Here is a 24580-nt window from a genome sequence, read left to right as displayed (position 1 = left end):
AATTAGTTAGGTCACTAACTAAAGGATATTTGTGGAAGCTCGTGATCTTACACAAGGATCTGTCATCAAGTCTTTGTTTAAATTATCGATACCAATTGTAATGGCCAATTTTCTACAAACGGCCTATCAACTTACGGATACATTTTGGGTTGGGCGTTTAGGAACAAACGCTATCGCAGCACTCTCTCTTTCTTTTCCTGTTATCTTTCTTTTAATTTCAATGGGCGCAGGCTTTGCTGTTTCTGGTACAATTCTTGTTTCTCAGTATACTGGTCAAAAAAATACTAAGATGGTTTCAAAAGTATGTCTTCATACTTTATTTATTATTCTTATTACTTCGGCTTTATTAGCAGGTGTTGCCTACGCAGTTATTCCTTATGTCATTCGCGCGATGACACCGACCGTGGATATTCAAGATATAACAATATCGTATTTAAGAATCTCATTTATTGGTTTGATTTTTAGTTATCTCTACATGATGTTTCAATCTCTATATCGAGGAGTTGGAGATGTTAAGACACCATTTTATATTGTTCTATTCTCTGTCATATTAAACTTCATCATTGATCCAATCCTAATCATGGGATATGGGCCTATTAAAGCTTATGGTGTAGATGGAGCAGCGTATGCGACTATTTGTACCCAAGGTTTATCAGCAGTTATTGGACTTTATTTACTAGCAAAAGGTAAGGGGGGAATAAAAATTGATTTCACAAAAATCTCTTTTGATCTTTCTTTGGCCAAAAGAATTATATATCTTGGCTTTCCTGCTTCGACAGAACAGTCCTCAAGGGCCATGGCCATGATGGTTATGACTTTTCTAATTGCAACTTTCGGTGATATTGCTCTTGCTGCTTACGGAATCGGAATTCGAGTTTTAACTTTAATGATTATTCCTAGTCTTGGTTTTGCGATGGCGACCTCAACTCTCGTAGGTCAAAATATAGGTGCGGGAAAAATTGAAAGAACGAAAGTTGTTACGAGTCAAGCGCTATGGGTAATATTCATTGCTTTATCAATTGCTGGAATAGGCTTTTTCATATTTGCTGAACAAACACTTCAGATTTTTGTACCGAATGAAATTGAAGTTATAAATGAAGGGGCGAAGTTTATTCGTATCATCGCTCTCACATTCGGTCTAATAGGTGTACAGCAGGTTGCTTCTGGTGCCATGAGAGGGGGAGGAAGTCCGATGATCTCGATGATGGTGGCCATCGTTTCTTTATGGGTCATTCGTTTTCCAATTGCTTATGTTCTTTCAAAGCATACAAGTCTTGGCCAAACAGGAATCTATTTGTCATTTGTTGTAGGTAATATTCTTGGTGCTTCCATTGCGATTTTTATTATTAAACAGAATCGATGGATTAAGAATCTAACGGATCCAATTACTGAAGAAGAGCGAAAGGTAATAGAAGAGACCATTGTTGAAGATGGTGTAATTTCTTGAATTCACTGGAATATAAAGAATAATTGTTAAGTAAGTAACCTAGTCCTCCGATAAGGTATTGAGAGATTTCTTTGAGAGGGGGGAGACGGTGAGAAAGGTTTACTTGATGCTTTGTATGCTGGCCGTACAGGCTTATGCTGATGCCGTTGTTGTTAATACTTACGAGAAAATTTCAACCTCAAACTATGTCGAAGAAGTCACTAATCAAGTTAATAATGTCGTCGATGAAGCAATTGAAGATATGGAAATGGACCCTGTTTCAAATCCTGAAAGTGCCGTCACTTGTAATCCAAATACAGCTATAGATAATCACGCTCCTGAGGCAAAGAGAGTTCTTGAAGAAGGACTTAAGTTAGCAGAAGCTGCCGCAAGAGGAGAGGATTGCCAATTTTATCAAAGATTTATCGATCAAGGTGTTCCTATCGAGGCACTTAAGCAGTCACTTCTTTATTATAAAGAGAATAAGAATAAGTTTAAGAATAAAAATTACATAACTATTGCTGACTACTCTCAGAATTCTAAAAGGAAACGCTTTTTTCTACTTGATATGAAAACTGGTGATGTGAAAAGTTATAAGGTTTCTCATGGTAGTGGAAAAGTTAAAGGAGTTACTTACGCTGATGCAACAATTGCTGATAGTGGTAGAGTGACTAGGGCATCAAATCATGTTGGAAGGTTAGTTCGCTGTCGTGTTCCTGCAAGGGCGAAACCTCAACATGACCAATGGGCGATGACGAGACCAGGCTTTTTTAAGACAGGTGAATTCTATATGTCTAGTAGTCACGACGAAAGAGTAAAAGGTGAGAGAGGATGGCCAACTTTCAAAGCATCTGGAAGAAATTATAACGGTATGCGATTAGATGGTCTTTCAAAAGGTGTAAATGATAAGGCCCGATCGCAAGGTGTTGTGATGCATGAGGCTTATTATAACCGCGGTAATATTATGGGAAGAAGCTTTGGTTGTCCTGCATTCGTACCAGGTGAGGGGCGAGAGATCATGGAGAAAATCAGCAACGGCTCCCTCTATTATTCATATGTTCCTAATGAAGGATGCCGTAGTGATTATAACAAGGCCCTGGGCGATGTTAAGGGTTGGGAAAGAATGTGTACAGGACGTGATTAGCCCTTATTAACATCAAGTGGATTGGAAAACTCAATTGTACGAATTGGAAATGGAATTGAGATACCATTTTGATCGTAGTACTTTTTAATATTAATAACAGCTTGGTGTCGTGCTTTGTAAAAGGCCACTCCTGTCTTGTAGTGAATCCAAACTCTTGCCGTAAGATTAATTGAACTGGCCCCAAATTCTTCAAAGAACACTTCGACTGGAACATTTTCAAGTCTTCCTTCGATTGCCTCTAGTGCTTCTCTAGTAACTTTTTCTACTTTCTCTAAATCATCATGATAAGAGACTCCAACGGAGATATCTACTCGACGTTGCGGGGTACTTGTGTAGTTGATAAAAGGTTTTGTGAACATATCTTTATTTGGAATAAAGACTTCAAGACCTTGATATGTTGTAATCCCCGTCGTTCTTAATTCAATATTTGTAACCTGACCAACGATCTTATCAATTTCGATAATATCTCCAATTTGATAAGGCTCACGAAAAGCAATCAGAACACCTGAAACGAAGTTTGCAGCAATTTCTTGGAAGGCAAAACCTAAGGCCAAACCAATTACCCCGGCCCCTGCAAGAATTGATGTAACGGTTTTTTCAAGACCGATAATTTCTAGTGCTGTAAATATTCCGACGACGATAACGATGACATTTGTCGTTGTTCCAAGAATCTCGTTAACTGATTTTTTATAAGAAACTTTTTGGAGAACTTTCTTAACTAAGTTTCGAAGAGTTTTTCCAAGATAGAAGAAAACAAATAGAGCGACGATAGCAACGATCAAATTAGGAATATTCTTAATAAATGCTTCGTACCAAAAAGTTAACTTTCCAGAAATAAGTGTAAAAACTCTATTTATATCAAACAATGTAAACTCCATTTAAATTATTTCCCTAAATTTTATCGTATTTAAAAGAAATAAAAAAGGAGCTTATTTGATTGAAATCTTTGCAAGCTTTTCTTTATAAAGATTTGAAATGACTTTAGGAACCTTAAATGGAATTGTTTCGATTATAAGCTTCTTAAAAAATTCAATATAACTTGCCCTGCGATACCATGTTAAGCTTGAAAGATTTTGAGTCATTGGCCCGTAGCCTTCATTGATTAACTCTTTAATACACTTTGAATTATCGAGTCTGTTGTATTTACTTAAGTCGAGAGAGAGGATGATGTCAGCATCTTGAATTTGCTCCCTTGTTCTAAGGTCTATTGCAATATCCATAGCATTACTTATGATCGCAAATGTATCATCTGGCTCCTGATATTTTTGTACACCATTCAAATCCACCGCAACGATAATACCCGCGCCCATATCTTCTAGAGGGGAAACCGGAACGTTCTCTGTGATACCTCCATCAACAAGAGTTCTACCATCGATTACTTGAGGAATAAATGCACCGGGAACACAGACAGAAGCACAGAGCGCATCCGCAAGATTACCCTTATAGAAAACAACTTGCTCTCCAGTTGAGATGTCTGTTGTACAAATTGCTAAGGGAATCCTTGCATCTTCAATATTCACATCTCCTAAATCTTTGATGATCATTTCTCGTATGGACTTCGTACTAAAAAATCCTTTTTTTGGTATTGTTAAGCTTATTGTATCTTTATAATTAAGCTTATTGGCCAATGCTAAGAAGTCATCGTAGTTCTTACCAAATGCGTAATAGGAAGCGATTATTGCACCGACACTTGTTCCTGATAAGTAGGAAATAGGAATTCTTTGTTCCTCAAAAGCTTTTAAGACGCCTATATGTGCGATACCTTTTGCAGCACCACCACCAAGAGCAAGACCAATTTTAGTATTTAGAAAGTTCCATCTCATATTCTAATCTTATAGGAATATGAGGGACATCTCCACATAAAATTGTAATACCTCTCTCTTGAAGAAAAGCGGCTTTTTTATCGAGAGAGTGGGAGTATTTAAGGGCGAAAATATTTTTTCTTAAATATTTGTTTAGAAGCTTTCTTGGTGATTTAAGACCTAGTTTATTGGCATGTTCGATATAGAAGGGAGTCAGAAATGAGCTGCGCCCAAGTGATTCAAGAACATGCTTTAGCATACAATTGTAATTTCCATATTTGCTTTTATCAGAGATCTCATTCTCGATATATTCAACCATTCCTAAGTAATCTTCATTTTTTAGTTGTTTGGATAGCTCGGAGCGAAGCTCTTTAATATCGACTGATTCAATATCACTATATTTTAAACGAGGAGCATGTAGTTTTGTTTCAATTTTTGGGGCCTTACTCATTTCGATAAAATCAAGGCAAAGAATTGGAATACCAGCAGTTCTGTATTTATCTAAACTTAGATTTAAGCTCTTTGCATAGATACGCGAGATCTTTTCTGCAAATATTAAGCTATTAGATATTTTCCTGCTTTCTGAATTTGAGATTTTTGAATAGATTTCACGACGTTGGCGATTGCTAGAGATGGCCGCATCGAGATGCTCTTCAAAACATTCCATGGCCATTGAGTCTTGGGCCAAGTTTAGGAAAACAAGAATGAAAAGAAGCGCTTTCATGCTCTAGTACTACCACTTGGCCAAATTTGAGTAAAGTGAGCATAGAAGTTTTTCAGGGAGCAACGGGTCGAGACTTTGGTGGTGAAATTGTTATAATTAGTCTGTAAAATCAGGAGCTTACCATGCAATATATCAAGCAAGAAGAATGTTACTTAATTAAATTATATAAGGATGAAGATCTTTTCACATCTCTAGAGGAATTCGCTGCTGCAGAAGAGCTGGGGGCGGGGATGTTAAAAGGCATTGGTGCTCTGAAAGACGTTGAGCTAGGCTTCTACCATCTTGATACTAAAACATATGATCGAAAAGAATTCAGTGGTGATTATGAATTATTAAGTCTTGATGGGAACTTGTCTCATTTGGATGGAAAACCATTCTTTCATATTCATACGGTTTTAGGTGATGAAGATTTTTCTTGTAAAGGTGGACATCTGTTTCGTGCCACTGTTGCGGTTACTACAGAAATCTATTTCTTTCCAATCATGCAAAAAATTGAAAGAAAGATGGATGAAGAAATCGGCTTAAACTTATTATCATTACCACAAGCTTTTTCTCGATGTGGAATTAAAGGATAGAATATGAAATTTAATCGCCTATTTTTTATTAAGATTCACCTATACTTATCGGCCCTCGCTTCGCCGCTACTTTTGATGATGGCCTTTACAGGTGTTTCTTACTTATTAGGTTTTAAAGGAAGTGAAGTTGTTGAACCTATAAAAGTTGTACAACTTTCAAAATCTGAACTTACGAAAGAAAATATTTCAGTTCAATTAAATGAAATCGATGAAAGCTATGACTTTGCCTATGTTAAACAAGTTGGAGATGGTGCAATCACTAGACCAACAACTCGTGACTACTATAAATTCCAAGTAAAAGAAGATGGAACACATATCTCTCATGTTAAGCCAAATCTTCTAAAAAGATTGATTGAACTACACAAAGGTCATGGCCCACAATTTCTTCGTTATATTGAAAAGATTATTGGGATTTTTTTACTGCTAATTATTTTAAGTGGATTGTACTTAGCTTATACAATGAAAAAGGAAAGAAAGATCGTAGGGATTTTATTTCTTATTGGACTAAGTGTTTACCTTTTTATGTAGAGGTTATTTAATCCATCTTGTGAAGCGCTCGTGATTGCTTAATCTCTTATTTTCTTTTTGGATTTTAAGCTTCACGCGCTCTTGTAAACTCAAATTTTCATAAATTGGAGCTTCTATAACCTTTGTATTGTCTCCAAACTCTAAAGTCTCAAGATCAATATACATAAGCTTATTTTTAGTTATAAAGAAATAGTTAAGTTGCCATTCAAAGTGATAGCCGTATGGAGCGGTCAGTTCATTTAGGCGAATTTGAATTTCGGAAACTTTTTTGGCCAAATCCTCATCAATTTTTTCTTCAACAAGCCTTGCAAGTTTTCCGTTAGGAATGTCATAGAGAATGAGTGAATCGGTTTCTTTTAGTAGGGTAGGAAGTTCAGGAAATTCCTCATTAAATCTTCTCATCAATGGAAGAGCTTCTGGTTCGATTTCATTTTTTAAGAGCACCATATAATTCTCTTTTTCATATTTCATGAAAAAGAAAAACTTACTTCTTTTGTCGATATAAAGTGTAATACCATCAAAGCCCAGCTCTGATTTAATAAGCTCTTTTGTATCCAAAACAATGACCTCTCTTTATGAGAGTATATCATAGTTTATTAGTTAGTGGGCCTTCTTCGATTTACGTGTTGAAAGACCAAATAGTAAGTATCCTGGGCATACACCAAAAGCACCTGTTGTAAGCGGGATTAAGCCAATTAGCCCCCAGTAAGTTTTTGGACCTACAAATACGAGAGATAAAAGTATTAGTCCTGCAATAATTCGGATACCTCTATCAGTATTATTCTCATTCATTTTCATCGCTAAACTCCTTGTTAACTCCTATGAATTCTATCTCCATAGTCTGAGGTTAGAATGAATTAATGTTAAAGAATTTTAAGAGTTATGCTCTAAGCCAACCGGTTAAAGAAAGCCTTGGCTTAAATGCTGGGAGAACTTCGTGTGGAAGGTCTTCAGAAAGAAAAATTAAGATTCTTCCAAGCATTGGATTAATGCGAGCAACTTCTTGATCTTGATCGTCGTGATGGTAGATAACGACTTCACCACCATCACCATCATTCATATCACTTAGATAAAGAATAACACTTAAGCGCCTTAGGCCTCTTCCACGGTGTTGATCCACATGCTTGCGATAAAATGCACCTTCATCATAACAAGCAAAGTGGCCTTCATATGAGCGAATACCTAGGTAGAAAATAGGATTAAGTAAATCTTTAAGATCATCGAGAAATTTTAAATATTCTTGTAGTGCCGGTGGATGGTCGGCCATCTCTCCCTCAATCCAAGAAGTGAGGTCTCCACGAATCTTTTCATCTAGGCGCTTTGTTAGCTGTCGTCCAACTTTGGCTTCTTGAAAGTCTCCAATGTGAAAACGTGTCTGGGCCTCGTCCTTTAAAGAACGAGCTAGTTCATTTGAAATAAGCGTATCACTCACGTAGTATCGTTTCTCAGTTAAGGATTCGACCAGCGTTTCAAGCTCTTGCATTAAAATGTTCTCACTAGGCCTAGGGCCTTAAAAGGTGACAGGAAGGATTGGTCACCAAAATAATGGATAAAATCATTTAATCCTAAAGGCTATCTAAGTCAATTTAATTGTTATAACATAAATAGAAATAGGATAAATCATGATCAAGGCACTTTCACATTTAGTCATTACCTCTAAGAATGTTACGAATATTTCGAATTTTTTCACTGATGTCTTCGGTGTTGAAGCGCATTTTGCTAATGAAGACTTTGCTGATTTTGTTCTACCTGACAAAAGCCGTGTGGCCTTTTTTCGTCCAGTAGGTAAAGCTTCTAAGTTCTTTGAATTAGTCGAGAATCCGGCCCAGGTCTCATATGGTGTCACTGTTGAGGATGTTGATGACTTCTACCATAAACTTATGGCGCAAAAGGCTAAGTATGAATTTGAAGTGAGTGGTAAACCAAAAGATCATCCGTGGGGAGAAAAGAGCTTTCTTTTGATTGATCCAGATGGAAATCGTTGGGAAATAACGCAGTCACCCAGTGATGATGGTCATCTCGTAAATATCTCATAATTAGATGAAATCTATATTTTTAATATAATTGATAACTGAACGGCCTCGCGGTAAATAAAGCCTGTGTTTATGTGGAGGTCGCTATGAAATCAGTTGTTGTTCTTTTATCAGTTATTCTTTTAAGCTCGGTCATGGCCTGTCCAGAGTTGAATAATGTTGATCTTGCATCAAGCTATGATCGTGATGAATACACTGAAGTTTACTCTGAGAGACTGCCAAAATTATCAAGAGAGGAATTTGCTAAGTATACAGAATTAGCAGATTTCGAATATGAGTACTGTGCAGACGCCCTAGAGCTTAGAAGAGTAGAGGCGACACAAACTGGCACTGTGTACACAATCGTAGTAACTGTTGAAGATAGCTGCGATGGTGGTAATTCTTATGGAAATATTTTCGATGAGTCTGGAAGTAAGATTCTAGGTAGCATCGGCGATTCGTATATTGCTTGTTTCTAATTTAGAAATAATTCAGCTTGCTTTGGGTATCTTTATCACAAAGCAAGTTGTTTTCTTATTTGGTTCTAAGAATAATTCCCCTTGATGCTTCTCTAAAATCCCTTTTGAAATCGATAGTCCTAATCCCGTTCCTTTCCCAACTTCTTTAGATGTATAGAATGGCTCAAAAATCTTATTTCGAAGATCAAGATTGATTCCGGGGCCAGAATCCATTACATAAACTAAAACGGAATCTTCTGTATTTTTTACGGAGATATCAATCCAAGCAGATTCACTTCCTTCAACGGCATCATAAGCGTTATTTAAAAGATTAATGAAGACTTGAGATAATTGGACTCTATCTACATTTACTTTTATGTTAAAGGCATCGTCGTCGAGATCAAATTTAAGTATAACCCCATGGGCCCTAAACTTCTCTGAACAAATGGCCGTCGCATCAATAATAATATCTCTAAGGGGAATAACTTCTTTTTTTATCTCACCGCTCTCGCGAGAAACAACTTTCAAGCTAGAGATAATGCGAGTAATTCGATCAATTGTATCTAGGATACGATTGATATGAATATCATACGCCTCTTTATTCATCTCACCGATACTTAGAAGTCGCTTGATCTGATAAATTGAGCCGTAAATAACTGTTAAAGGATTATTAATTTCGTGAGCGATTCCACCGGCCATTTCACCAATTGCACTTAGACGAGAACTATAGATAAGATTTTCTTTAGTGCTATTAAGCTTATCCATTGTTTCCTGTAAGGCAATCGACTTATTCACTTCACTTCGATAAGTGCGATCCACAAGACTAAGAAGTCTGTAGAAGAGTAGACTTAACATAATCATAGTCAGAGAATGAATTATGATAAGAGAAGTTTCTGGCTCATCAAGAAGTAAGTAACTTGAAGTAACATAGCTAATAATAGCTAAGAGAGTTATGAGTCCACTGTAGATATGCTTACCAGTAACTTCAAAGAAAATATTATTGCTGGCAACAATCATTATAAGATATAGATACCAAAAAGGTGAAAATGGCTCATCAATAATATAAATAGCAAATGGACAAAGAATACAAATTGCAAATACTTGTCTAAAAATTTCAATCTTTAAAGAGTTCTTAACACGAATACTTATTTGAGAAATTGTGAGATTGAAAATAAGGAAAGCGAAGATTCCAAAGAAGCTATTTAGTCTTTGTGAGATTTGATATTCGTAAACACCCACACAAATTGCAAAGAGCATTGCAAACGGTCCAAGAGTATAATCCATAATTCTCAAGATATCTTTAATACTCTCTGTAGGTCTTTTCGGATTTATTCTTAAATTCATTCTTTTCCTAACTAATTGAAGTCATTATAGATTTACCGCATTAATAAACTGAGTTCAATAATATTTAGATGAATTTGAAGTAATGTAAGGGTAGAGATTAGTACTTTTTCTTGTGAAAGTAACAAGTTAGCACAGAAGTTATGTTAAAATCTGTTCTTAATTTATTAAGAATATGAGGGGAGAAATGGATTTAAATCAGCATAATAAGCTATTGGTACAGCAAGTTAGAGAGAATTGGGAGCTTTTGGGCTATGAAACAAGAAATAAGTATCAATTCTTAGATGAGGCGCAAAACCCTATTGGCTATGCGGCAGAACAACAAAAGGGATTCCTTGGCTTTATCATGCGCCAGTTCCTGGGTCACTGGAGGACTTTTGATCTGCACTTCTTTGACCAAGCTCGTAATGAGTATATGATTGCTAAGCATCCATTTTGCTTCTTTTTTCAACGTCTTGAAATACAGGATCTGAATGGGCAGTTGATTGGTTCTCTTCAGCAAAGATTTTCTTTAATAACAAAGAAATTTGATGTCTTGGATGCTCAGGGAAATGTCATTATGGAAATGCGCTCACCAATTTGGAAGCCTTGGACTTATCCTTTCTATTCTCGAGGGCAAGAGGTTGCACTTGTGTTGAAAAAGTTTTCTGGACTATTTTCAGAGATGTTTACTGATCGAGACAACTTTGCCATTGATTTAAAGAGTCAGACACTAACGGAGCAGGAGAAGAAAATTATTCTCGCGACTTCGATTTTCATTGATCTCGTTTATTTTGAAAGAAAAGCAAAATAAAGAGAGTTCTTGTAAGAAAGAAATTGTTTACGGATAAAGTTGATAATTCTATTTTGTGAAAATGAATTGTCGACTTTGCCGTTATGCAATCTCTATTTCTATCCTTTGGTGGCGCTAGTGCGCCTTTCACACATTATTAGTTAATAATAAATTTCGATCTATTTTTTTAAAAAATTTAAGAGGTAATCATGAAAAAGATTATTTTATGCTTTGTTATATTAGGACAAAGTGATTTTACAAATACGAACTATATTAGAAGAGAGGATTCGTGCCATGAATGACTTTATTCAACAATTACATTCTCATCGTTCAATTAGAAAATTTTCTGATAAGGATATTTCACAAAGTGATTTAGAACTCATTCTTAGTGCAGCAGCAAGCGCATCAAGCTCTGGAAATATGCAATCCTTCTCAGTTGTTGTGACTAGAGATAGAGCAATGAAAGAGAAGATGTACCAGGCCCACTTTGAACAAAGTATGTTAATGGATGCTCCAATTTTTTTAACATTCTGTGCTGATTTCTATCGTATGAGAAGGTGGCTTAAATTAAGTGAGGCGGCCAATAACTTTGATAATTACATGAGCTTTATGATTGCTTCTATTGATGCCATTCTCGCTAGTCAGAATGCGGCATTAGCAGCTGAAAGTCTTGGAATGGGACTCTGTTATATGGGGACAACGTTGGCCAGTGCTGGCGAAATTGGTGAGATCTTAGCGTTGCCTGAGAATGTCGTTCCTGTCGTAGGCTTTGCTCTAGGCTACCCAGATGAGGCACCTGATTTAAGAAAGAGGCTTCCACTTGAATCTCTCGTTCATTATGAGAAATATCATAAATATTCAGATGAAGAAGTGCTAGAAATATATCGAGAAAGAGAAGTCGAGGGGATGAAGCGTTATCGTGACAACCCACGATTAAATCAAATGATTAAAGATGTCGGAGCAAAGAATTTGGCCCAAGTCTATACACAGGCGAAATATACAGAAGAGTCCCATCTTAAATATAGTGAAGATTTAATTGCTTATCTTAAACGTCAAAATTTCTTTTGATATTGGCCACTAGGGTATGCGAAAATAAATAAAAAACGTGTACCCTAGGAGTATTGCTTGAAAAAGATATATATATTTATAATCGTCATTATCTTTGTCGTCTCTGCGATACTTTTAAGAGTTTTCTATTTTAAAAATAATTATGAATTAATCTCCCCTAAAAAGGGTGATGTTGTGGAGGCCATTTATGGCCTCGGACGAGTCGATACAGATAAAGAGTTTAATGTAAAAATTGGAGTCTTATCTCTTGTCGAAAAACTCTATGTAAAAGAAGGCCAAAAAGTTAAAGAAGGTGACCGCCTTGTTAGCTTCGACGGCCGTGTTCTATTTAAAGCACCTTTTGATGGTACGGTTACTCTCGTTGCAAATAAAGAAAAAGAAGTTGTACTTCCACAAGTGACAGTTCTTAGAATGCAAAATCTTAATGAAAAATTTATTGAAGTTTCATTAGAGCAAGAAGCTGCACTGAGAGTTATCCCAAATCAAAAAACGAGAATTATTTTTGAAAGCCAGTCCCAAAGAAAATATGAAGGCTATGTAAAAACAATATATCCAAGGGAAGGAGAGTTCATCACGCGCATCGAGGTGAAGGGGTTGGAGAAAAGTATTCTTCCAGGCATGACTGCGGACGTAGTAATAGAAGTTGGAAAGAAAAAAGGTGTTCTTCTAATACCTGTAAAGGCGATAAGTAACGGAAAGGTTCTTCGTATGCGAGATAAGAAGAGGGAAAAAGTCGAAGTTGTTACAGGAAATAATGATGGAATGTGGGTTGAGGTTATCTCTGGAGATATTAAGCTTTCCGATCTACTTTTTATCAAGAGGTAGTCATGCTGTTCTTGTCGATGAAGCAACTATTTTCTAAAAAGAAGCAAACTCTTCTTATTCTGTTAGGTATTAGTTTCGGTACGATGCTCTACGTTGCTATCTCAGGGATTCAACTAGGACTTAGGCAGTATATCATTAAGGCCCTTTTAAATAATACCGCTCATATCCTGATTTCAGGAAAAGAAGATCTTATTGATCGTCCTCTTGTTAATAAGTGGTTTTATGAAAATAAACAAGTTGATTGGATAACTCCTCCATATGGAAAGAGAAGTGAATCAAAATTAGAAAATTATCAAGGCTGGGCCGATCGTCTTTCTCATCATCCAGATGTCTATGACTTTAGCCCCCGCTTAACAATACAGGTTATGTTAAAGCGTGGTGATCTTACTCACAGTATGGGGCTCATTGGAACAAATGCCAGACGACAAATCAGAATTAGTGATATTCCTGATTACATGGTGGAAGGTGATTTTTCGTCACTTGCCAGTGGAGGAAATAAGATCATTCTTGGTGCCGCTGCTGCTGAAGAAATTGGAGCACGTGTTGGTCAGTATGTAGAGGTCATAGCGGGAAGCCTGACACATAAAAACTCATTTAAAATCGTAGGCCTCTTTTCTTTCGGAGATGATCGAGCAGATAAGTCCATAGCATTCTCTCACCTTGAAGATGTACAAAAACTTAATAAGACACCTGGGCGAGTCTCTGAAATAGCAGTTTCACTATTCGACATGAATAAGTCACAAGAGCTTGCTGATCAGTGGTCTCTATTAAGCCATGATAAAGTTGAAGACTGGAAAGAGTCTAATCCCATGTTTATGGAAATGATAATGATGCAAGATATAGTTCGCTACTTTATTACAATTGCCATTCTCATTGTAGCTGCCTTTGGGGTTTATAATGTTCTAACAATTATGATTAACCAAAAGCGAAAGGAGATCGCTATTCTTCGCTCTATTGGCTATGGCCCCAAACGAATTCTTGAGCTTATTATGTATCAAGGCATATTCCTTGGTGTAAGTGGTGGAGTTGTTGGGCTAATCCTGGGATTCATCATTTGTCGAGCTGTCGAAAGTATTGAGTTAAATATAAATATTGGTGGCGATAATCACTTACTTATGGATTATACACCTTCAACGTATATCATTGCATTTGTTGCGGCCCTTGTTGCTTCGCTGGTTGCAAGCTTTCTTCCTGCTCTATCAGCAAGTCGAATGACTCCAATTGATATCATAAGGGGCGAGTAGTGATAAAAGCTGAAAGTATAGTTAAAGAGTTTGGTGATCCTCCACAACGTATTCTTCACAATATCTCCATGGAGATAAATAAGGGAGAGTTTGTTTCTATTTCAGGACGTTCTGGAAGTGGAAAATCAACCCTTCTTTATATTATTAGCTCCCTCGATGAACCAACATTTGGCCATATTTATATTGATGGAAAGAATGTTACTCATATGAGTGTTGATGAAATTCATGAGTTTCGAAATCGCCACATTGGTTTTATTTTTCAATTCCACTACTTGCTCCCAGAGTTGACGGCCTTAGAAAATATTCTATTACCTCCTCGAAATCTTGGTCTCTTAAAAAAGTATGAGCCTCGTGCAAATATGCTACTTGAAAAACTCAATATTCCACATACTCGTAATAAGCTTCCAGGGCAACTATCAGGTGGTGAACAGCAACGAGTTGCTATTGCTAGGGCCCTTATTATGGAGCCAAGTTATATCTTTGCGGATGAACCTACGGGGAATCTCGATACGGCAAATGCTGAGATTGTGATGAATATTTTAAAAGAAACTAATAAAGAGAAGGGAACGACAATTGCTCTGGTTACTCACGATCCTGATTATGCTGCTATGGCAGATCGAGAGATTTTCCTTGTTGATGGCCATGTTTCAGATACTTACACCGGTGACTAAGAATTATTCACCCATTAGAAATCTTACCTTATAGCTTATCTCGATCTATTTTTTTGATAAATTTAAGCTATGAAAACACTAAGCCCAAAACTAAAGAAAATTGTTCTAACGGGAGTTCTTTTACTCTCACAACTAAATCAAGCCGCGACATTTATTCAGGCCGAAGAGACTCCTTATAAGTATATTAAGGCAACGGAAATTGTTAATGACCGTTATATCTTCGAAGAATGTCATGGGAATAGAGAAGAGCTTAAATGCCGCAACCTCTTTTCTGATTACAGAACTTTTGCAAGAAGTGACATTAAGAAGATGGCCGACATGAATGGACGCCACGCTCTTTATGCCGCCGGTGCTGATGTCGCAATCTTAGCAGTTTCTGCTTACCTTGGTCTCATTATTGGTGCAAAGGCCACGGCCGCTTACTATATTGGAACAGGTGTGAGTCTTGATGGTGGTGTTGCCGCTGTTGGTGGGTTCTTCTTTGGTGTACCATCGGGAACGGCCGTGGGGACGACATTTGCAGCAGGCCTTGATGAGCTCGATCCATTTGTTCACAGAGATATGTCAATTGCACTTGAGCAAGTTATCGGCGTTGCTGATAGCGACGATCTTGACGATGTGGAAGCAAGGCAAATTGATGAAGGGATGATTGTTGAAATTGAAGATATTAATTTTGAACAATTAAAAAATAAAATTAAAACTCAGCTTGAAGATATTGATTAACAAAAAAGGCCTCAAATGAGGCCTTTTCTTTTATCTCTACTCAGCATCAACTGCTGGGAAGTATTCTACTTGTTCCCCAATCTTGTGATTTTCTGGGAATTCTTTTGCTAGCTCATCAATCGAGTAAACACTCTCTGGAAGATTTAAAGAGACGCGAAGCTTCTCCATTGTTTCCGGTGCAAATGGCCTAAGCATTACTAAGATATTTCTTAGAATGTAGAAACAAGAATAAAGAGCATCAGTTCTTTCTTTCTCATCAAAGCGGTCATCGTGAGGTTTGTGCGTATTAAATAGTCCGTTAATAATACGAGCATAGTTTTCAAGAGCACCAAGTGCTTTTGGGTATTCTCCCTTTTCCATGAATTTCGTATACTGTTGAACAATCTTAAGTGTTTCTTTTTCTGTCTTACCAATAAGCTCACCCTTAGGAACCACGCCACCAAATTGCTTGTGACAAGCAGAGATTGGCTTTTCAAATGAAGCATTCATTGGCCCAGCAAGAAATGCATTCTTTGCTTTGAAAACTTCAAAATCAAAGTTTGATGCTTTCTCTGAAAGACTTAGAGTTGATAGGAAGTAGCGAACTTGGTCTGCTGTATATCCCATCTCATCAATTAGCTGATCACCTGTGTAGAAGTTTCCTTTTGACTTACTCATCTTCTCACCATTGATTTGTAGGTGGAAATTAGAGAAGACATCTGTTTGTTGAAATTCACCATTAACAGCTTGTCTCATTGGGTCTTCTTGAACACCAAACCACATCGCTCCCTGCATAAGAACATAGAAGAAAACGTTATCAGTTCCAAGGAATTGGAAAACCTTTGCTTCTGGGTCAGTCCAAAATTCTTTGTAAGTTTGCGGATCTAGTCCTTTCTTTTTAAGGGCAACTTTTGTAAATGAGATCGGTGCAATTAATGACTCTGGCCATACATATAAAGTTTTACCTTCCATGCCTGGTTCAATATCTGTCGGAACAGGAATTCCCCATGATACATCACGAGTAATTGCTCTATGTGCCCAACCATCGTTAAGCTCACACTCAATTCCTTTTTCTTCTAAAAGTTTTTTACCTGTTGCAAGATCCGCAAGATTTTCAAATTGTACAAGAACTTTTCTTCCTGGAGCATAACGGCTCTTGTGAGTTGGAAGTGATTCTTTGATTTCTTTGTAATCAGGCTCTGATTTATTTGTGAATGTTACACATGGATAAACAGTTCCAAAAGCTTCTTGAAGAATTGGTTTTCTCCAAGTTTTCTGCTTTGTATTTAACCATTCAATTAACTGATCAGTTACTTTCCACATATTCAGATACCAGTGATCAGTATCTCTAAGCTCTGGTGTCGCATCACTTACTGCTGAAACAGGATTCTTTAACTCATGTGGATCGTAGTTCTTGCCACAAACATCACACTCGTCACTATATGCTTTTGTATTTGAGCAGTCCGGGTTTGGACAATCTCCCTGAACATAGCGATCAGGTAGGAACATATTAAGCTTTGGATCAAACCATTGCTGACTTGTTCTCTTGTCTAACATTCCATTAGCGTGCATTTTTCTAAGAAAATCCTGACAAAGTTCTTTGTGAGCTTCGTAATTTTCTTCTCTTGAAGTTCCAGTATAAGTATCTAGGCCAATCGAGTAGCGCTCCATTGTCTTAGATTGCTTTGCATGAACCTCACTAATGAACTCTTGTGTTGTTTTACCAAGTTTCTTTGCAGCAACTTCACTTGTTGATCCATGATCGTCAGTACCACAAACAAATAGTACGTTATCATCACCAATCAGTAGCCTCATCCAACGCGAGTAAATATCTGCTGGTACGTGGGCACCTGCTAAGTGACCAATGTGAACTGGCCCGTTTGCATATGGCATACCTGCTGTAATAACAGCTTTCTTTGGTCGACTTACACGAGATAGGATTGTTGGAATGTCCTGCTTTGGACGCATGTCTTTTTTGTTTTCTTTTACTTCATTATTCATAGGGAATAATTTAGCATTGCCCTGCGTTTTCGTCTATATAAAGGTACCTTCAAGATTGAGAAGGGCCTCTTTAGTTTGTGCTCCTGCAACGTATCCTGAAAGTTCGCCCGACTTGGCTATGACGCGGTGACAAGGAATCATTAAACAAATTGGATTTTTAGCATTGGCACTACCAACTGCTTGCACAGCGTTGGGGGAACCAACTTTATTTGCAATGTCTGAATAGGTTGTAACTTCGCCGTAGGGTATATCAAGAAGCTGGGCCCAAACTTGTTTTTGGAAGTCCGTTCCCTTGCTAATACTTAGAGGAATTGAAAACTTCTTACGACTACCTGCAAAGTATTCCTCAAGTTGATCGTGGGCCTCATTGAGATATTTTACAATCCTCTCGTCGTCTTCGTAATGAGGACCATCAAAATCTTGCTCTTGCCAACCCAGGTATGAGACACCGTTTTCATTAGCACAAATATAAATCGTGCCAAATTTTGAATGGAATTCAATTTGTCTATCAGTCATGCCGTGATTATAGCACTATCAAATCTTAAAAAGAACTTATGTTTATGTGATCTGTTTTGAAGTTTATTGCGTATATATAGTTAAGAGAGATAAACTTAACCAATTTTTAATTTCTGGAGGAATTATGAAAGTAATCAGTCGTTTATTTATTGCAATGTGTATCATGTTCTCTTTTGCCCATGGGGAAGAAATTAAATTAGGTCAAAGTGTGCCAGAATTTACAGCAAAGAATCATGAAGGCAAAAACTTTTCAATCGTATCACGCAAAGGAAAGTGGACTGTTCTTTACTTTTACCCAAAGGCGGGGACTCCTGGTTGTACTAAGCAGGCATGTGCCTTTCGCGACAGCATTAAATCAATTAGAAAATTAGGTGCTGAGGTTTATGGGATCAGTATGGACTCTGTAAAAGATCAAGCTGCTTTTCACGAAGAGCATGCTCTGCAATTCGATCTTCTTTCGGATGAAAAAGGTGAAGTGACAAAGAAGTTTGGTGCAAAGATGGCCGTATTTAATATTTCAAAAAGATGGACTTTTATTATTGATCCAAGTTTAAAGATTGTAGCAATTGATCGCGATGTTGATCCAATGTTAGATGCAGATCATGTATCGAAGAAATTAGCTGAACTGCAGAAAACGAAAAAGTAATCATTTATGAGTCAAGCGAGTAGTGCTTTATTATTTTTTCTCGTAAATCACGAAAGGAAATATCCTAATCGTAAATTGGCCGCTGCTATTGAGGCTGCATCAACACATGAAGACTACCTATCTATTTTAAAAACTTTTAACTTCAAAAAAGTTAAAGCAAAGGCCCTCAATGCTCTAATGCATTGGGGGAATAATCAATGGGAGTTTGAACTTCTCGATTATATTCCATCACCATATGAGGTTTTAAAGTTTCAAGCACAGGGGATTCGTCCAGTGACATTAATTGAGCAAGAAAACTTTAAACCGATACTCATGCGTGAAGATTGTTTAGAGTTTTTTCTACATGATCTTGAGCATGGCCATATGTTCTTTCACAATGAAGAATTAAAGAAAATGCAGATCAACTTTTTTAAAAAAGTTGAAGACTCTCTTGAGCGTGGAGAATGGAAACCCTATCTAAAATGTCGAGAATTTAAAGAAAAATTCTTCTACCTCATAAGCGACATGAATAGCCATATTGAGCACTATCGTCACTATCTGAACTCTATGCTTCCTCCGAAAGATATCAATAAATTCGAGTACTTATTTAATTAATTGACCTGTTGCGGTGATAGTTAAGAAAAATTAAGTTTGAGCTTCTATAGTCAAAATCTATCCTGATATAGACGAAATATATTATCTTTACACCTGTCTTTCATCGATACTGATTGCATCGAAAACATAGATTTTCAAAGGAGCTAAATATGAAAAGAAAACTTCCTTTGTTAATTGCTGCAGTAACGCTTTTGAGTTGTGCATCGAACTCAAATGATAATATGAAACAGCAATTTGCAAGCGGTGAAGCCAAGCCGAATAACTTTTGGTGGCCTAGCCGAATCGATTTAACACCACTTAGGCAGCACTCTCTCGAGTCAAGTCCATTAGGTCCTAAGTTTAATTATGCAAAAGAATTTAAATCACTAAATCTTTCAGCAGTGAAAAAAGACATCAGAAAAACATTAACAACATCCCAAGATTGGTGGCCAGCAGATTACGGTCACTATGGGCCATTTTTTATTCGTATGGCATGGCACAGTGTTGGAACATATAGATCTCATGATGGTCGCGGAGGCGGCGGTGGTGGTCAACAACGTTTTGAACCACTTAATAGTTGGCCAGATAACGTTTCACTAGACAAGGCCAGGAGATTACTTTGGCCAGTTAAAAAGAAATATGGAAATAAAATTTCATGGGCAGACTTAATGGTTCTTGCTGGTAACGTATCACTTGAAGATATGGGATTTAAAACAATCGGCTTTGCCGGTGGCCGAACAGACGATTGGGAAGCTGATCTTGTTTACTGGGGACCAGAGACTCAGTGGCTTGCTGGTGACAAAAGATATAAAGGTGAGCGCGATCTTGAAAGACCACTTGCCGCAGTACAGATGGGACTAATTTATGTAAACCCTGAAGGGCCAAACGGAAATCCTGATCCATTACTTGCTGCTAAAGATATTCGTGAAACATTTGGAAGAATGGGAATGGATGATGAAGAAACAGTTGCTCTTATCGCTGGTGGACACACTTTTGGTAAGGCACACGGTGCTCATAAACCAGATGACTGTTTAGAAAAAGATCCTGCCGGAGCACCAATTGAAAATCAAGGTTTTGGTTGGAAGAACAAGTGTGGAAAGGGTCACTCAGAAGACACAATTACTTCTGGTCTTGAAGGTGCTTGGAATGCAACACCTACTCAATGGACAACTGGTTACTTAGATAATCTATGGGCATTTGAGTGGAAGCTTACGAAATCTCCAGCGGGTGCACATCAGTGGATTCCAACAGATGAAGGCGCAGCTGATATGGTTCCAGATGCTCACATAAAAGATAAGCGTCACGCACCAATCATGTTCACAACAGATATTGCACTTAAAGAAGATCCTGCATATGCAAAAATCTCTAAGAGCTTTTTAGATGATCCAAAGAAATTTGAATACGCATTTGCTAAAGCATGGTTCAAACTTACTCACCGTGATATGGGGCCACAAGCTCGCTATATTGGTAAGGAAGTTCCAAAAACTTCTTTTAAATGGCAAGATCCAACACCGAAAGGAAAGAAGATCTCTAATGCAACAGCATCTGCAGTTAAGTCTGATATCTTAAAATCGGGTCTGTCTGTATCAGATCTTGTTAGAACTGCATGGGCTTCAGCTTCTACTTATCGTGGAACTGATATGCGTGGTGGTGCAAATGGTGCACGAATTCGTCTGGCCCCACAAAAAGATTGGGCAATTAATAAGGCTTCAAACGTTGATGCAGTGATTGCTAAGCTTTCAAAAATTAGTAAAAGACATGGAGTTTCTTTAGCTGACACAATTGTTCTTGGGGGAGCTGCTGCAATCGAGAAGGCTTCTGGTAACAAAGTTAAGGTTCCATTCTCTTCAGGGAGAGGGGACGCAACTCAGAGACAAACAGATGTAACATCTTTTGCTTTCTTAGAGCCAAAAGCAGATGCTTTCCGTAACTACTACACAGAAGAGTCTGGAAGAACTCCTATATATATGCTTATTGATAAAGCAAATATGTTAGGTCTAACAGTTCCTGAAATGACAGTTCTTATCGGTGGGATGCGCGCTCTTGATGCAAACGCAGATGGATCTAAAAATGGTGTTTTCACAAGTCGTCCTGGAAAACTTACAAATGACTTCTTTGTAAATCTTCTAACGATGGACAACAAGTGGGTTAAATCAAGTACTCCTGGACTATACAATGGTGTGGACAGAAAGTCTGGAAAGGTTAAGTACACTGCGACTCCTGTTGACTTAGTCTTTGGTTCTCATGCTGAGCTAAGAGCTGTCGCTGAAGTTTACGCTGCTAACGATGGTCAAAAGAAATTTATGCAAGACTTCGTTAAGGCTTGGACTAAAGTAATGCAAGCAGATCGTTTTGATTTAAAATACTAATTAGTAATATGCCTGGCCGAGCTTTCTCGGTCAGGTTCTGATGATTCCTCTCTGGAATAGTAAAAATACCGATTATATATTGTTCAGAAAATCTCTCACAAAGTAATGTTAAGCATGGAGAGTCGTCATGTTAGAAACATCATTTGGTCATTTAGTTAAGTTAGATATTAGTCAAGTAAGTGAAGTGAACTTCCTTTCTTTTTCAAAGAGGGGCCGTGCTCATAAGCATCCGCAAAAAGAAGTTGTTTATATTACATCAGGAAGTGGAGCGATTCATATTGAGGGTGAAATTACTAAAGTAAGTAAAGGAGACCTCATCACTATTGATAGAATGAAGTCTCACTATATGGTACCGACAGAAAATGAAGTTTTGGAGTTGATGCTATTTTATAGCTAGAGCCCGTAATACTTACTCATCCAGTAGATTAAAGTGATATCGTAGCCAGGGTTCTCGTCTCTAGCAGCACCTCTTTTTTCATAGCCTACAGTGTATGGTTCTCTTTGCCACATGAATGATCCACCAGGATGGCGATGCCTGATATCAAGTGGGTCTGCGGAAATAGACATGAAACCTTTTCCACCATACTCAGGGTATTGCACAAGTTCAATGTCTTCTAGTGGTGGTTTTACAACACTTACATTTCTTGGAGAGCGTTCTAAGAAGCGTACAAGATTTTCTTGAATTCGTGTGATCTTCTCTTGCGAAACCGCATCAGGATTAAAAGAGTATTCAATTAAATTAAAGAAAGAGTTGTCGTGATTTCCTGTGCTGTACTTAATAACGTTATAGCTTCTAAGCATATCTGCACGGCGCTCTTGGTTCTTTTCAAGTCTAAAGTAATTGTAGAAGTGCATATTAAGTAAGTTGAATTTATAATACTTATTAACATTATCTTTTGCTGTAATATTATGAAAAATATAAGCAGTCTTACTTAATTCAGACATGCGGTTAAGTTCTTGTGTGTATTGTCCAGGAAACATATGTTGTCCAATCAATAACATATTAAGTTGCTGCTCAGGACTTCCAAACCAGACAGTTGGAGCAATTACTTTTGCAGGAGTGATGCTGATTTCACGGTCTTCAGAAATTGTCCAATTATTACGAATAAGATAATCAAGCATCATGCGATAATATGAAGCAGCTTTTGTCTTAATCTCTTCGTCTTCAATAAGATCATAGACGATCGTAAGTCCAAAAATAATTCCTGTGTATTGATCTCTTGTAATACCTTTCTTCTCGTGATGGTTTACCCATTTTTCACCTTTGTAATCGACGATTTCATAATCAAGAGGGTCTCTATTGGCCATCAGAGCACGACCGGCCATGCTGTTAAGGGGTTGTGCAGATCTTGAAAGTAAACCAGTAAACCCATTTACTCCTAATAGATTTCCAATACCATCAAGATTGATTCTAATATTATTTAAGGCTTTTTCATTTTGAGAAACACTATAGCGAAAAGCTTGAGATGCAAGATAGGCACCATTCCAAATCGCAGCATCTGAAAAAGTTCCAAAACCAACGACATTTCCTTTTGTTCCAATACCATTTGGCCCATAAGCATCAAACCAAGAAATATAATCATTTTGATCATAAATTAAATTGAGAACAGTACCATTAATTAAATGTTTTTCTGCTATTTTGTCTTCGATATTTTCAATTGTGTCCTCTAGGTCTGAAAAGCTATAAAGTGGAGGAGTTTTTAGGCGCTCAGGAGTTGCTTGTCTAAAGCGCTCATTTAGTACGAATACTGTTTTTAATTGTTCACTACCTTGCGCCAATAATTTATCAAAGGATTTATTGATTTTCTTTTTTAGAACTTTTTTTGTCGCAACAAGTACACCGTTTAGAAGTACATTTGAAGCTTTAAGATCAAGTTTTAATTTCTTGTCGATAGTATCAATTGACTTAACTCTGATAACACTATTTTCATCTCTGTCATAATTGATAACGTATTTAAACTTTAGCTCTTTGATATTTAGCTTAATAAGCTTTGTCATGCGAAACCATTTTGTTTTGTATCTTAAACGAGCTCTTAGCTTTAATTTCCATTTATTAGAATCTGGAATACCAACAACAATTTTATTATCCGTAATTTCATAGAATTCTATTGGGAAGTCGAGAATATTTGTTTCAGCAATATTGGCACTCATAAGTTTTAAATTACTGCCAATTTCTTTGTTGTTAAAATTTTCTTTAACTTCTTTATTAATATTGAAAATAATGTCTTTTTTGAATCCATTGAATAATGATTTTAATTCATTATTTAGAGTGCTTTCGTGAGAAAAAGCGAATGAATAACTTTGCGCTAAGATGGCAAGGAATAAAACGTACTTCATACTACTATCCTATGTATTACAAGTTTAATTTATCCCTAAGTCAATTTAGAAATACTATAGTGATTCAATTTATTATTTGCAAATATGATAGATGAATTTTTAGGATGATTCTGTCAAAAGTAAGAAACTTAAGAAAAATTAAGTGATCTGACCAGTTGCCTGGTCAGAATGACATCACTTTCTAGTATTTGATTAGTGTTTTTGTATCCATGATAAACTCACCATCACGATCTGGTGAGTAAACTCTGGCCTTGCCATGAGTATAAATTTCAAGAACAATATCGACTTCGTTGTACTTGTCGATAACTTTATCTTCTACGCAAATTTTTTCAAAACACTCAACTGATTTACCTAGTTCTGAATATGGAAATGAGTATGTACCTGGCCCATGAGCAAGCTCTACCTCAACCATATCTTTTGATTGATCAAAGCTTACAACGTATCCAGACCAACCAAAGACATCCATAACCTTATCATCTTGGCATAGTGATTTATAACATTCACCTGCAAAGATAGGCATAGTGAGCATTAAGGTAAAAATAATTTTTTTCATTTAAACTTCCTTGTTTTATTCTTTTGAAAATGTATCAACAAATTTTTTGATTTCATCAACATGCTCAAGAATGTATTTTGCTTTAGTTAAGCCGAAACTCATTACCGTACCATACTTCTCAAGTTCGTTGCCTTCTTCATCAACTTTATAAATTTTGAATATTTTATTTCCTTTAAACTCTTCTACACCAACATTATGTGGAGGTAAGTCATAGCTCATATTAATCCCTTTATAAAATGTAGTTAATTATTCTTATTCTAACATTTAATTGTAAATTCATTAAACTATAAAAA

The 24580-nt window shown here is 36.9% G+C and carries 28 protein-coding genes; 16 read left to right on the top strand and 12 right to left on the bottom strand.

Annotated elements, in window-relative coordinates; translation table 11 throughout:
* Nucleotides 1-31 precede the first annotated feature (31 nt).
* Together ACMAYS_RS12065 and ACMAYS_RS12060 are read left to right on the top strand one after the other, a co-directional pair.
* Nucleotides 32-1447, top strand: coding sequence for an MATE family efflux transporter (locus ACMAYS_RS12065; RefSeq protein ID WP_103217929.1), 1416 nt, complete (start codon nucleotides 32-34; stop codon nucleotides 1445-1447).
* Between the two features lie 88 nt (nucleotides 1448-1535).
* A complete protein-coding gene (locus ACMAYS_RS12060) occupies nucleotides 1536-2570 on the top strand; it encodes a murein L,D-transpeptidase catalytic domain-containing protein (protein ID WP_103217930.1) in 1035 nt (344 codons plus the stop codon).
* Here the strand turns inward: ACMAYS_RS12060 and ACMAYS_RS12055 are convergent.
* The 3 genes from ACMAYS_RS12055 to ACMAYS_RS12045 all read right to left on the bottom strand — a co-directional run bounded on the left by ACMAYS_RS12055 (nucleotide 2567) and on the right by ACMAYS_RS12045 (nucleotide 5096).
* Nucleotides 2567-3436 (bottom strand): mechanosensitive ion channel family protein, encoded by an 870-nt coding sequence (locus ACMAYS_RS12055; protein ID WP_158246862.1) that lies wholly within the window; start codon nucleotides 3434-3436, stop codon nucleotides 2567-2569. The two genes, ACMAYS_RS12060 and ACMAYS_RS12055, sit on opposite strands and share 4 nt — an antisense overlap.
* Nucleotides 3437-3499: 63 nt before the next feature.
* Complete coding sequence (locus ACMAYS_RS12050) at nucleotides 3500-4393, bottom strand: patatin-like phospholipase family protein (RefSeq protein WP_103217932.1); 894 nt, start codon at nucleotides 4391-4393, stop codon at nucleotides 3500-3502.
* The gene (locus ACMAYS_RS12045; RefSeq protein ID WP_103217933.1) at nucleotides 4368-5096 is read right to left on the bottom strand and encodes a hypothetical protein; all 729 of its coding nucleotides are present in this window, start codon (nucleotides 5094-5096) and stop codon (nucleotides 4368-4370) included. Before ACMAYS_RS12045 ends, ACMAYS_RS12050 begins: the two co-directional genes overlap by 26 nt.
* Nucleotides 5097-5218: 122 nt before the next feature.
* On the opposite strand from ACMAYS_RS12045, the gene ACMAYS_RS12040 reads away from it, so the two are divergent.
* Entirely contained in the window at nucleotides 5219-5671 is a 453-nt protein-coding gene (locus tag ACMAYS_RS12040) for a PPC domain-containing DNA-binding protein (protein WP_103217934.1), read from the top strand.
* A gap of 3 nt (nucleotides 5672-5674) precedes the next feature.
* Nucleotides 5675-6199 (top strand): PepSY domain-containing protein, encoded by a 525-nt coding sequence (locus tag ACMAYS_RS12035; protein WP_412463384.1) that lies wholly within the window; start codon nucleotides 5675-5677, stop codon nucleotides 6197-6199.
* Between the two features lie 3 nt (nucleotides 6200-6202).
* Here the strand turns inward: ACMAYS_RS12035 and ACMAYS_RS12030 are convergent, their stop codons facing one another.
* The 3 genes from ACMAYS_RS12030 to ACMAYS_RS12020 all read right to left on the bottom strand — a co-directional run bounded on the left by ACMAYS_RS12030 (nucleotide 6203) and on the right by ACMAYS_RS12020 (nucleotide 7682).
* The gene (locus ACMAYS_RS12030) at nucleotides 6203-6757 is read right to left on the bottom strand and encodes a hypothetical protein (RefSeq protein ID WP_412463383.1); all 555 of its coding nucleotides are present in this window, start codon (nucleotides 6755-6757) and stop codon (nucleotides 6203-6205) included.
* Between the two features lie 42 nt (nucleotides 6758-6799).
* The gene (locus ACMAYS_RS12025) at nucleotides 6800-6997 is read right to left on the bottom strand and encodes a DUF2892 domain-containing protein (protein ID WP_392993218.1); all 198 of its coding nucleotides are present in this window, start codon (nucleotides 6995-6997) and stop codon (nucleotides 6800-6802) included.
* 82 nt (nucleotides 6998-7079) lie between these two features.
* Nucleotides 7080-7682, bottom strand: a complete 603-nt coding sequence (locus tag ACMAYS_RS12020; RefSeq protein WP_412463382.1) for a 2OG-Fe(II) oxygenase — start codon at nucleotides 7680-7682, stop codon at nucleotides 7080-7082.
* Between the two features lie 139 nt (nucleotides 7683-7821).
* Between ACMAYS_RS12020 and ACMAYS_RS12015 the strand changes: the two genes are divergently transcribed.
* Nucleotides 7822-8235: a VOC family protein gene (locus ACMAYS_RS12015; RefSeq protein ID WP_103217939.1), complete on the top strand. Its 414-nt coding sequence runs from the start codon at nucleotides 7822-7824 to the stop codon at nucleotides 8233-8235.
* A gap of 83 nt (nucleotides 8236-8318) precedes the next feature.
* The gene (locus ACMAYS_RS12010; protein WP_392993215.1) at nucleotides 8319-8690 is read left to right on the top strand and encodes a hypothetical protein; all 372 of its coding nucleotides are present in this window, start codon (nucleotides 8319-8321) and stop codon (nucleotides 8688-8690) included.
* Nucleotides 8691-8702: 12 nt separating this feature from the next.
* Here ACMAYS_RS12010 and ACMAYS_RS12005 read toward each other — a convergent pair whose 3' ends face one another.
* Entirely contained in the window at nucleotides 8703-10013 is a 1311-nt protein-coding gene (locus ACMAYS_RS12005; protein ID WP_412463381.1) for a sensor histidine kinase, read from the bottom strand.
* Between the two features lie 184 nt (nucleotides 10014-10197).
* Between ACMAYS_RS12005 and ACMAYS_RS12000 the strand changes: the two genes are divergently transcribed.
* The 6 genes from ACMAYS_RS12000 (at nucleotide 10198) to ACMAYS_RS11975 (ending at nucleotide 15313) form a co-directional block, all read left to right on the top strand.
* Entirely contained in the window at nucleotides 10198-10803 is a 606-nt protein-coding gene (locus ACMAYS_RS12000; RefSeq protein ID WP_158246863.1) for a phospholipid scramblase-related protein, read from the top strand.
* Nucleotides 10804-11076: 273 nt separating this feature from the next.
* A complete protein-coding gene (locus tag ACMAYS_RS11995; protein WP_103217943.1) occupies nucleotides 11077-11850 on the top strand; it encodes a nitroreductase family protein in 774 nt (257 codons plus the stop codon).
* 57 nt (nucleotides 11851-11907) lie between these two features.
* Nucleotides 11908-12675, top strand: coding sequence for an efflux RND transporter periplasmic adaptor subunit (locus ACMAYS_RS11990; RefSeq protein ID WP_103217944.1), 768 nt, complete (start codon nucleotides 11908-11910; stop codon nucleotides 12673-12675).
* A 2-nt stretch (nucleotides 12676-12677) separates the two neighbouring features.
* Entirely contained in the window at nucleotides 12678-13919 is a 1242-nt protein-coding gene (locus tag ACMAYS_RS11985) for an ABC transporter permease (RefSeq protein WP_103217945.1), read from the top strand.
* Nucleotides 13919-14590: an ABC transporter ATP-binding protein gene (locus tag ACMAYS_RS11980; RefSeq protein ID WP_199177540.1), complete on the top strand. Its 672-nt coding sequence runs from the start codon at nucleotides 13919-13921 to the stop codon at nucleotides 14588-14590. Before ACMAYS_RS11985 ends, ACMAYS_RS11980 begins: the two co-directional genes overlap by 1 nt.
* A 69-nt stretch (nucleotides 14591-14659) precedes the next feature.
* The gene (locus ACMAYS_RS11975; protein ID WP_412463380.1) at nucleotides 14660-15313 is read left to right on the top strand and encodes a hypothetical protein; all 654 of its coding nucleotides are present in this window, start codon (nucleotides 14660-14662) and stop codon (nucleotides 15311-15313) included.
* A gap of 36 nt (nucleotides 15314-15349) precedes the next feature.
* On the opposite strand, the gene ACMAYS_RS11970 is transcribed toward ACMAYS_RS11975, so the two are convergent.
* Both ACMAYS_RS11970 and ACMAYS_RS11965 read right to left on the bottom strand, forming a co-directional pair.
* Entirely contained in the window at nucleotides 15350-17293 is a 1944-nt protein-coding gene (locus ACMAYS_RS11970; protein ID WP_412463379.1) for a methionine--tRNA ligase, read from the bottom strand.
* Nucleotides 17294-17326: 33 nt separating this feature from the next.
* A complete protein-coding gene (locus ACMAYS_RS11965; RefSeq protein ID WP_392993205.1) occupies nucleotides 17327-17809 on the bottom strand; it encodes a methylated-DNA--[protein]-cysteine S-methyltransferase in 483 nt (160 codons plus the stop codon).
* A 124-nt stretch (nucleotides 17810-17933) separates the two neighbouring features.
* Between ACMAYS_RS11965 and ACMAYS_RS11960 the strand changes: the two genes are divergently transcribed.
* From ACMAYS_RS11960 to ACMAYS_RS11945, 4 genes are all read left to right on the top strand, one after another.
* A complete protein-coding gene (locus tag ACMAYS_RS11960) occupies nucleotides 17934-18455 on the top strand; it encodes a peroxiredoxin (protein ID WP_103217949.1) in 522 nt (173 codons plus the stop codon).
* A gap of 6 nt (nucleotides 18456-18461) precedes the next feature.
* On the top strand, nucleotides 18462-19049 hold the full coding sequence (locus tag ACMAYS_RS11955; RefSeq protein ID WP_146037847.1) for a hypothetical protein: 588 nt from the start codon (nucleotides 18462-18464) through the stop codon (nucleotides 19047-19049).
* 221 nt (nucleotides 19050-19270) lie between these two features.
* A complete protein-coding gene (gene katG / locus ACMAYS_RS11950; protein WP_368667184.1) occupies nucleotides 19271-21397 on the top strand; it encodes a catalase/peroxidase HPI in 2127 nt (708 codons plus the stop codon).
* A gap of 127 nt (nucleotides 21398-21524) precedes the next feature.
* A complete protein-coding gene (locus tag ACMAYS_RS11945; RefSeq protein ID WP_103217952.1) occupies nucleotides 21525-21794 on the top strand; it encodes a cupin domain-containing protein in 270 nt (89 codons plus the stop codon).
* Here ACMAYS_RS11945 and ACMAYS_RS11940 read toward each other — a convergent pair.
* The 3 genes from ACMAYS_RS11940 to ACMAYS_RS11930 all read right to left on the bottom strand — a co-directional run bounded on the left by ACMAYS_RS11940 (nucleotide 21791) and on the right by ACMAYS_RS11930 (nucleotide 24506).
* Complete coding sequence (locus tag ACMAYS_RS11940; protein ID WP_412463378.1) at nucleotides 21791-23734, bottom strand: hypothetical protein; 1944 nt, start codon at nucleotides 23732-23734, stop codon at nucleotides 21791-21793. The genes ACMAYS_RS11945 and ACMAYS_RS11940 overlap by 4 nt on opposite strands.
* A 181-nt stretch (nucleotides 23735-23915) precedes the next feature.
* Complete coding sequence (locus ACMAYS_RS11935) at nucleotides 23916-24287, bottom strand: hypothetical protein (protein WP_392993194.1); 372 nt, start codon at nucleotides 24285-24287, stop codon at nucleotides 23916-23918.
* A 15-nt stretch (nucleotides 24288-24302) separates the two neighbouring features.
* Complete coding sequence (locus ACMAYS_RS11930) at nucleotides 24303-24506, bottom strand: hypothetical protein (protein ID WP_103217955.1); 204 nt, start codon at nucleotides 24504-24506, stop codon at nucleotides 24303-24305.
* Nucleotides 24507-24580 lie beyond the last annotated feature (74 nt).

Source organism: Halobacteriovorax sp. RT-2-6 (assembly GCF_047085025.1).
In the GTDB taxonomy this organism is placed as follows: Bacteria; Bdellovibrionota; Bacteriovoracia; order Bacteriovoracales; family Bacteriovoracaceae; genus Halobacteriovorax_A.
This window is presented reverse-complemented; position numbering and strand designations above follow the sequence as displayed.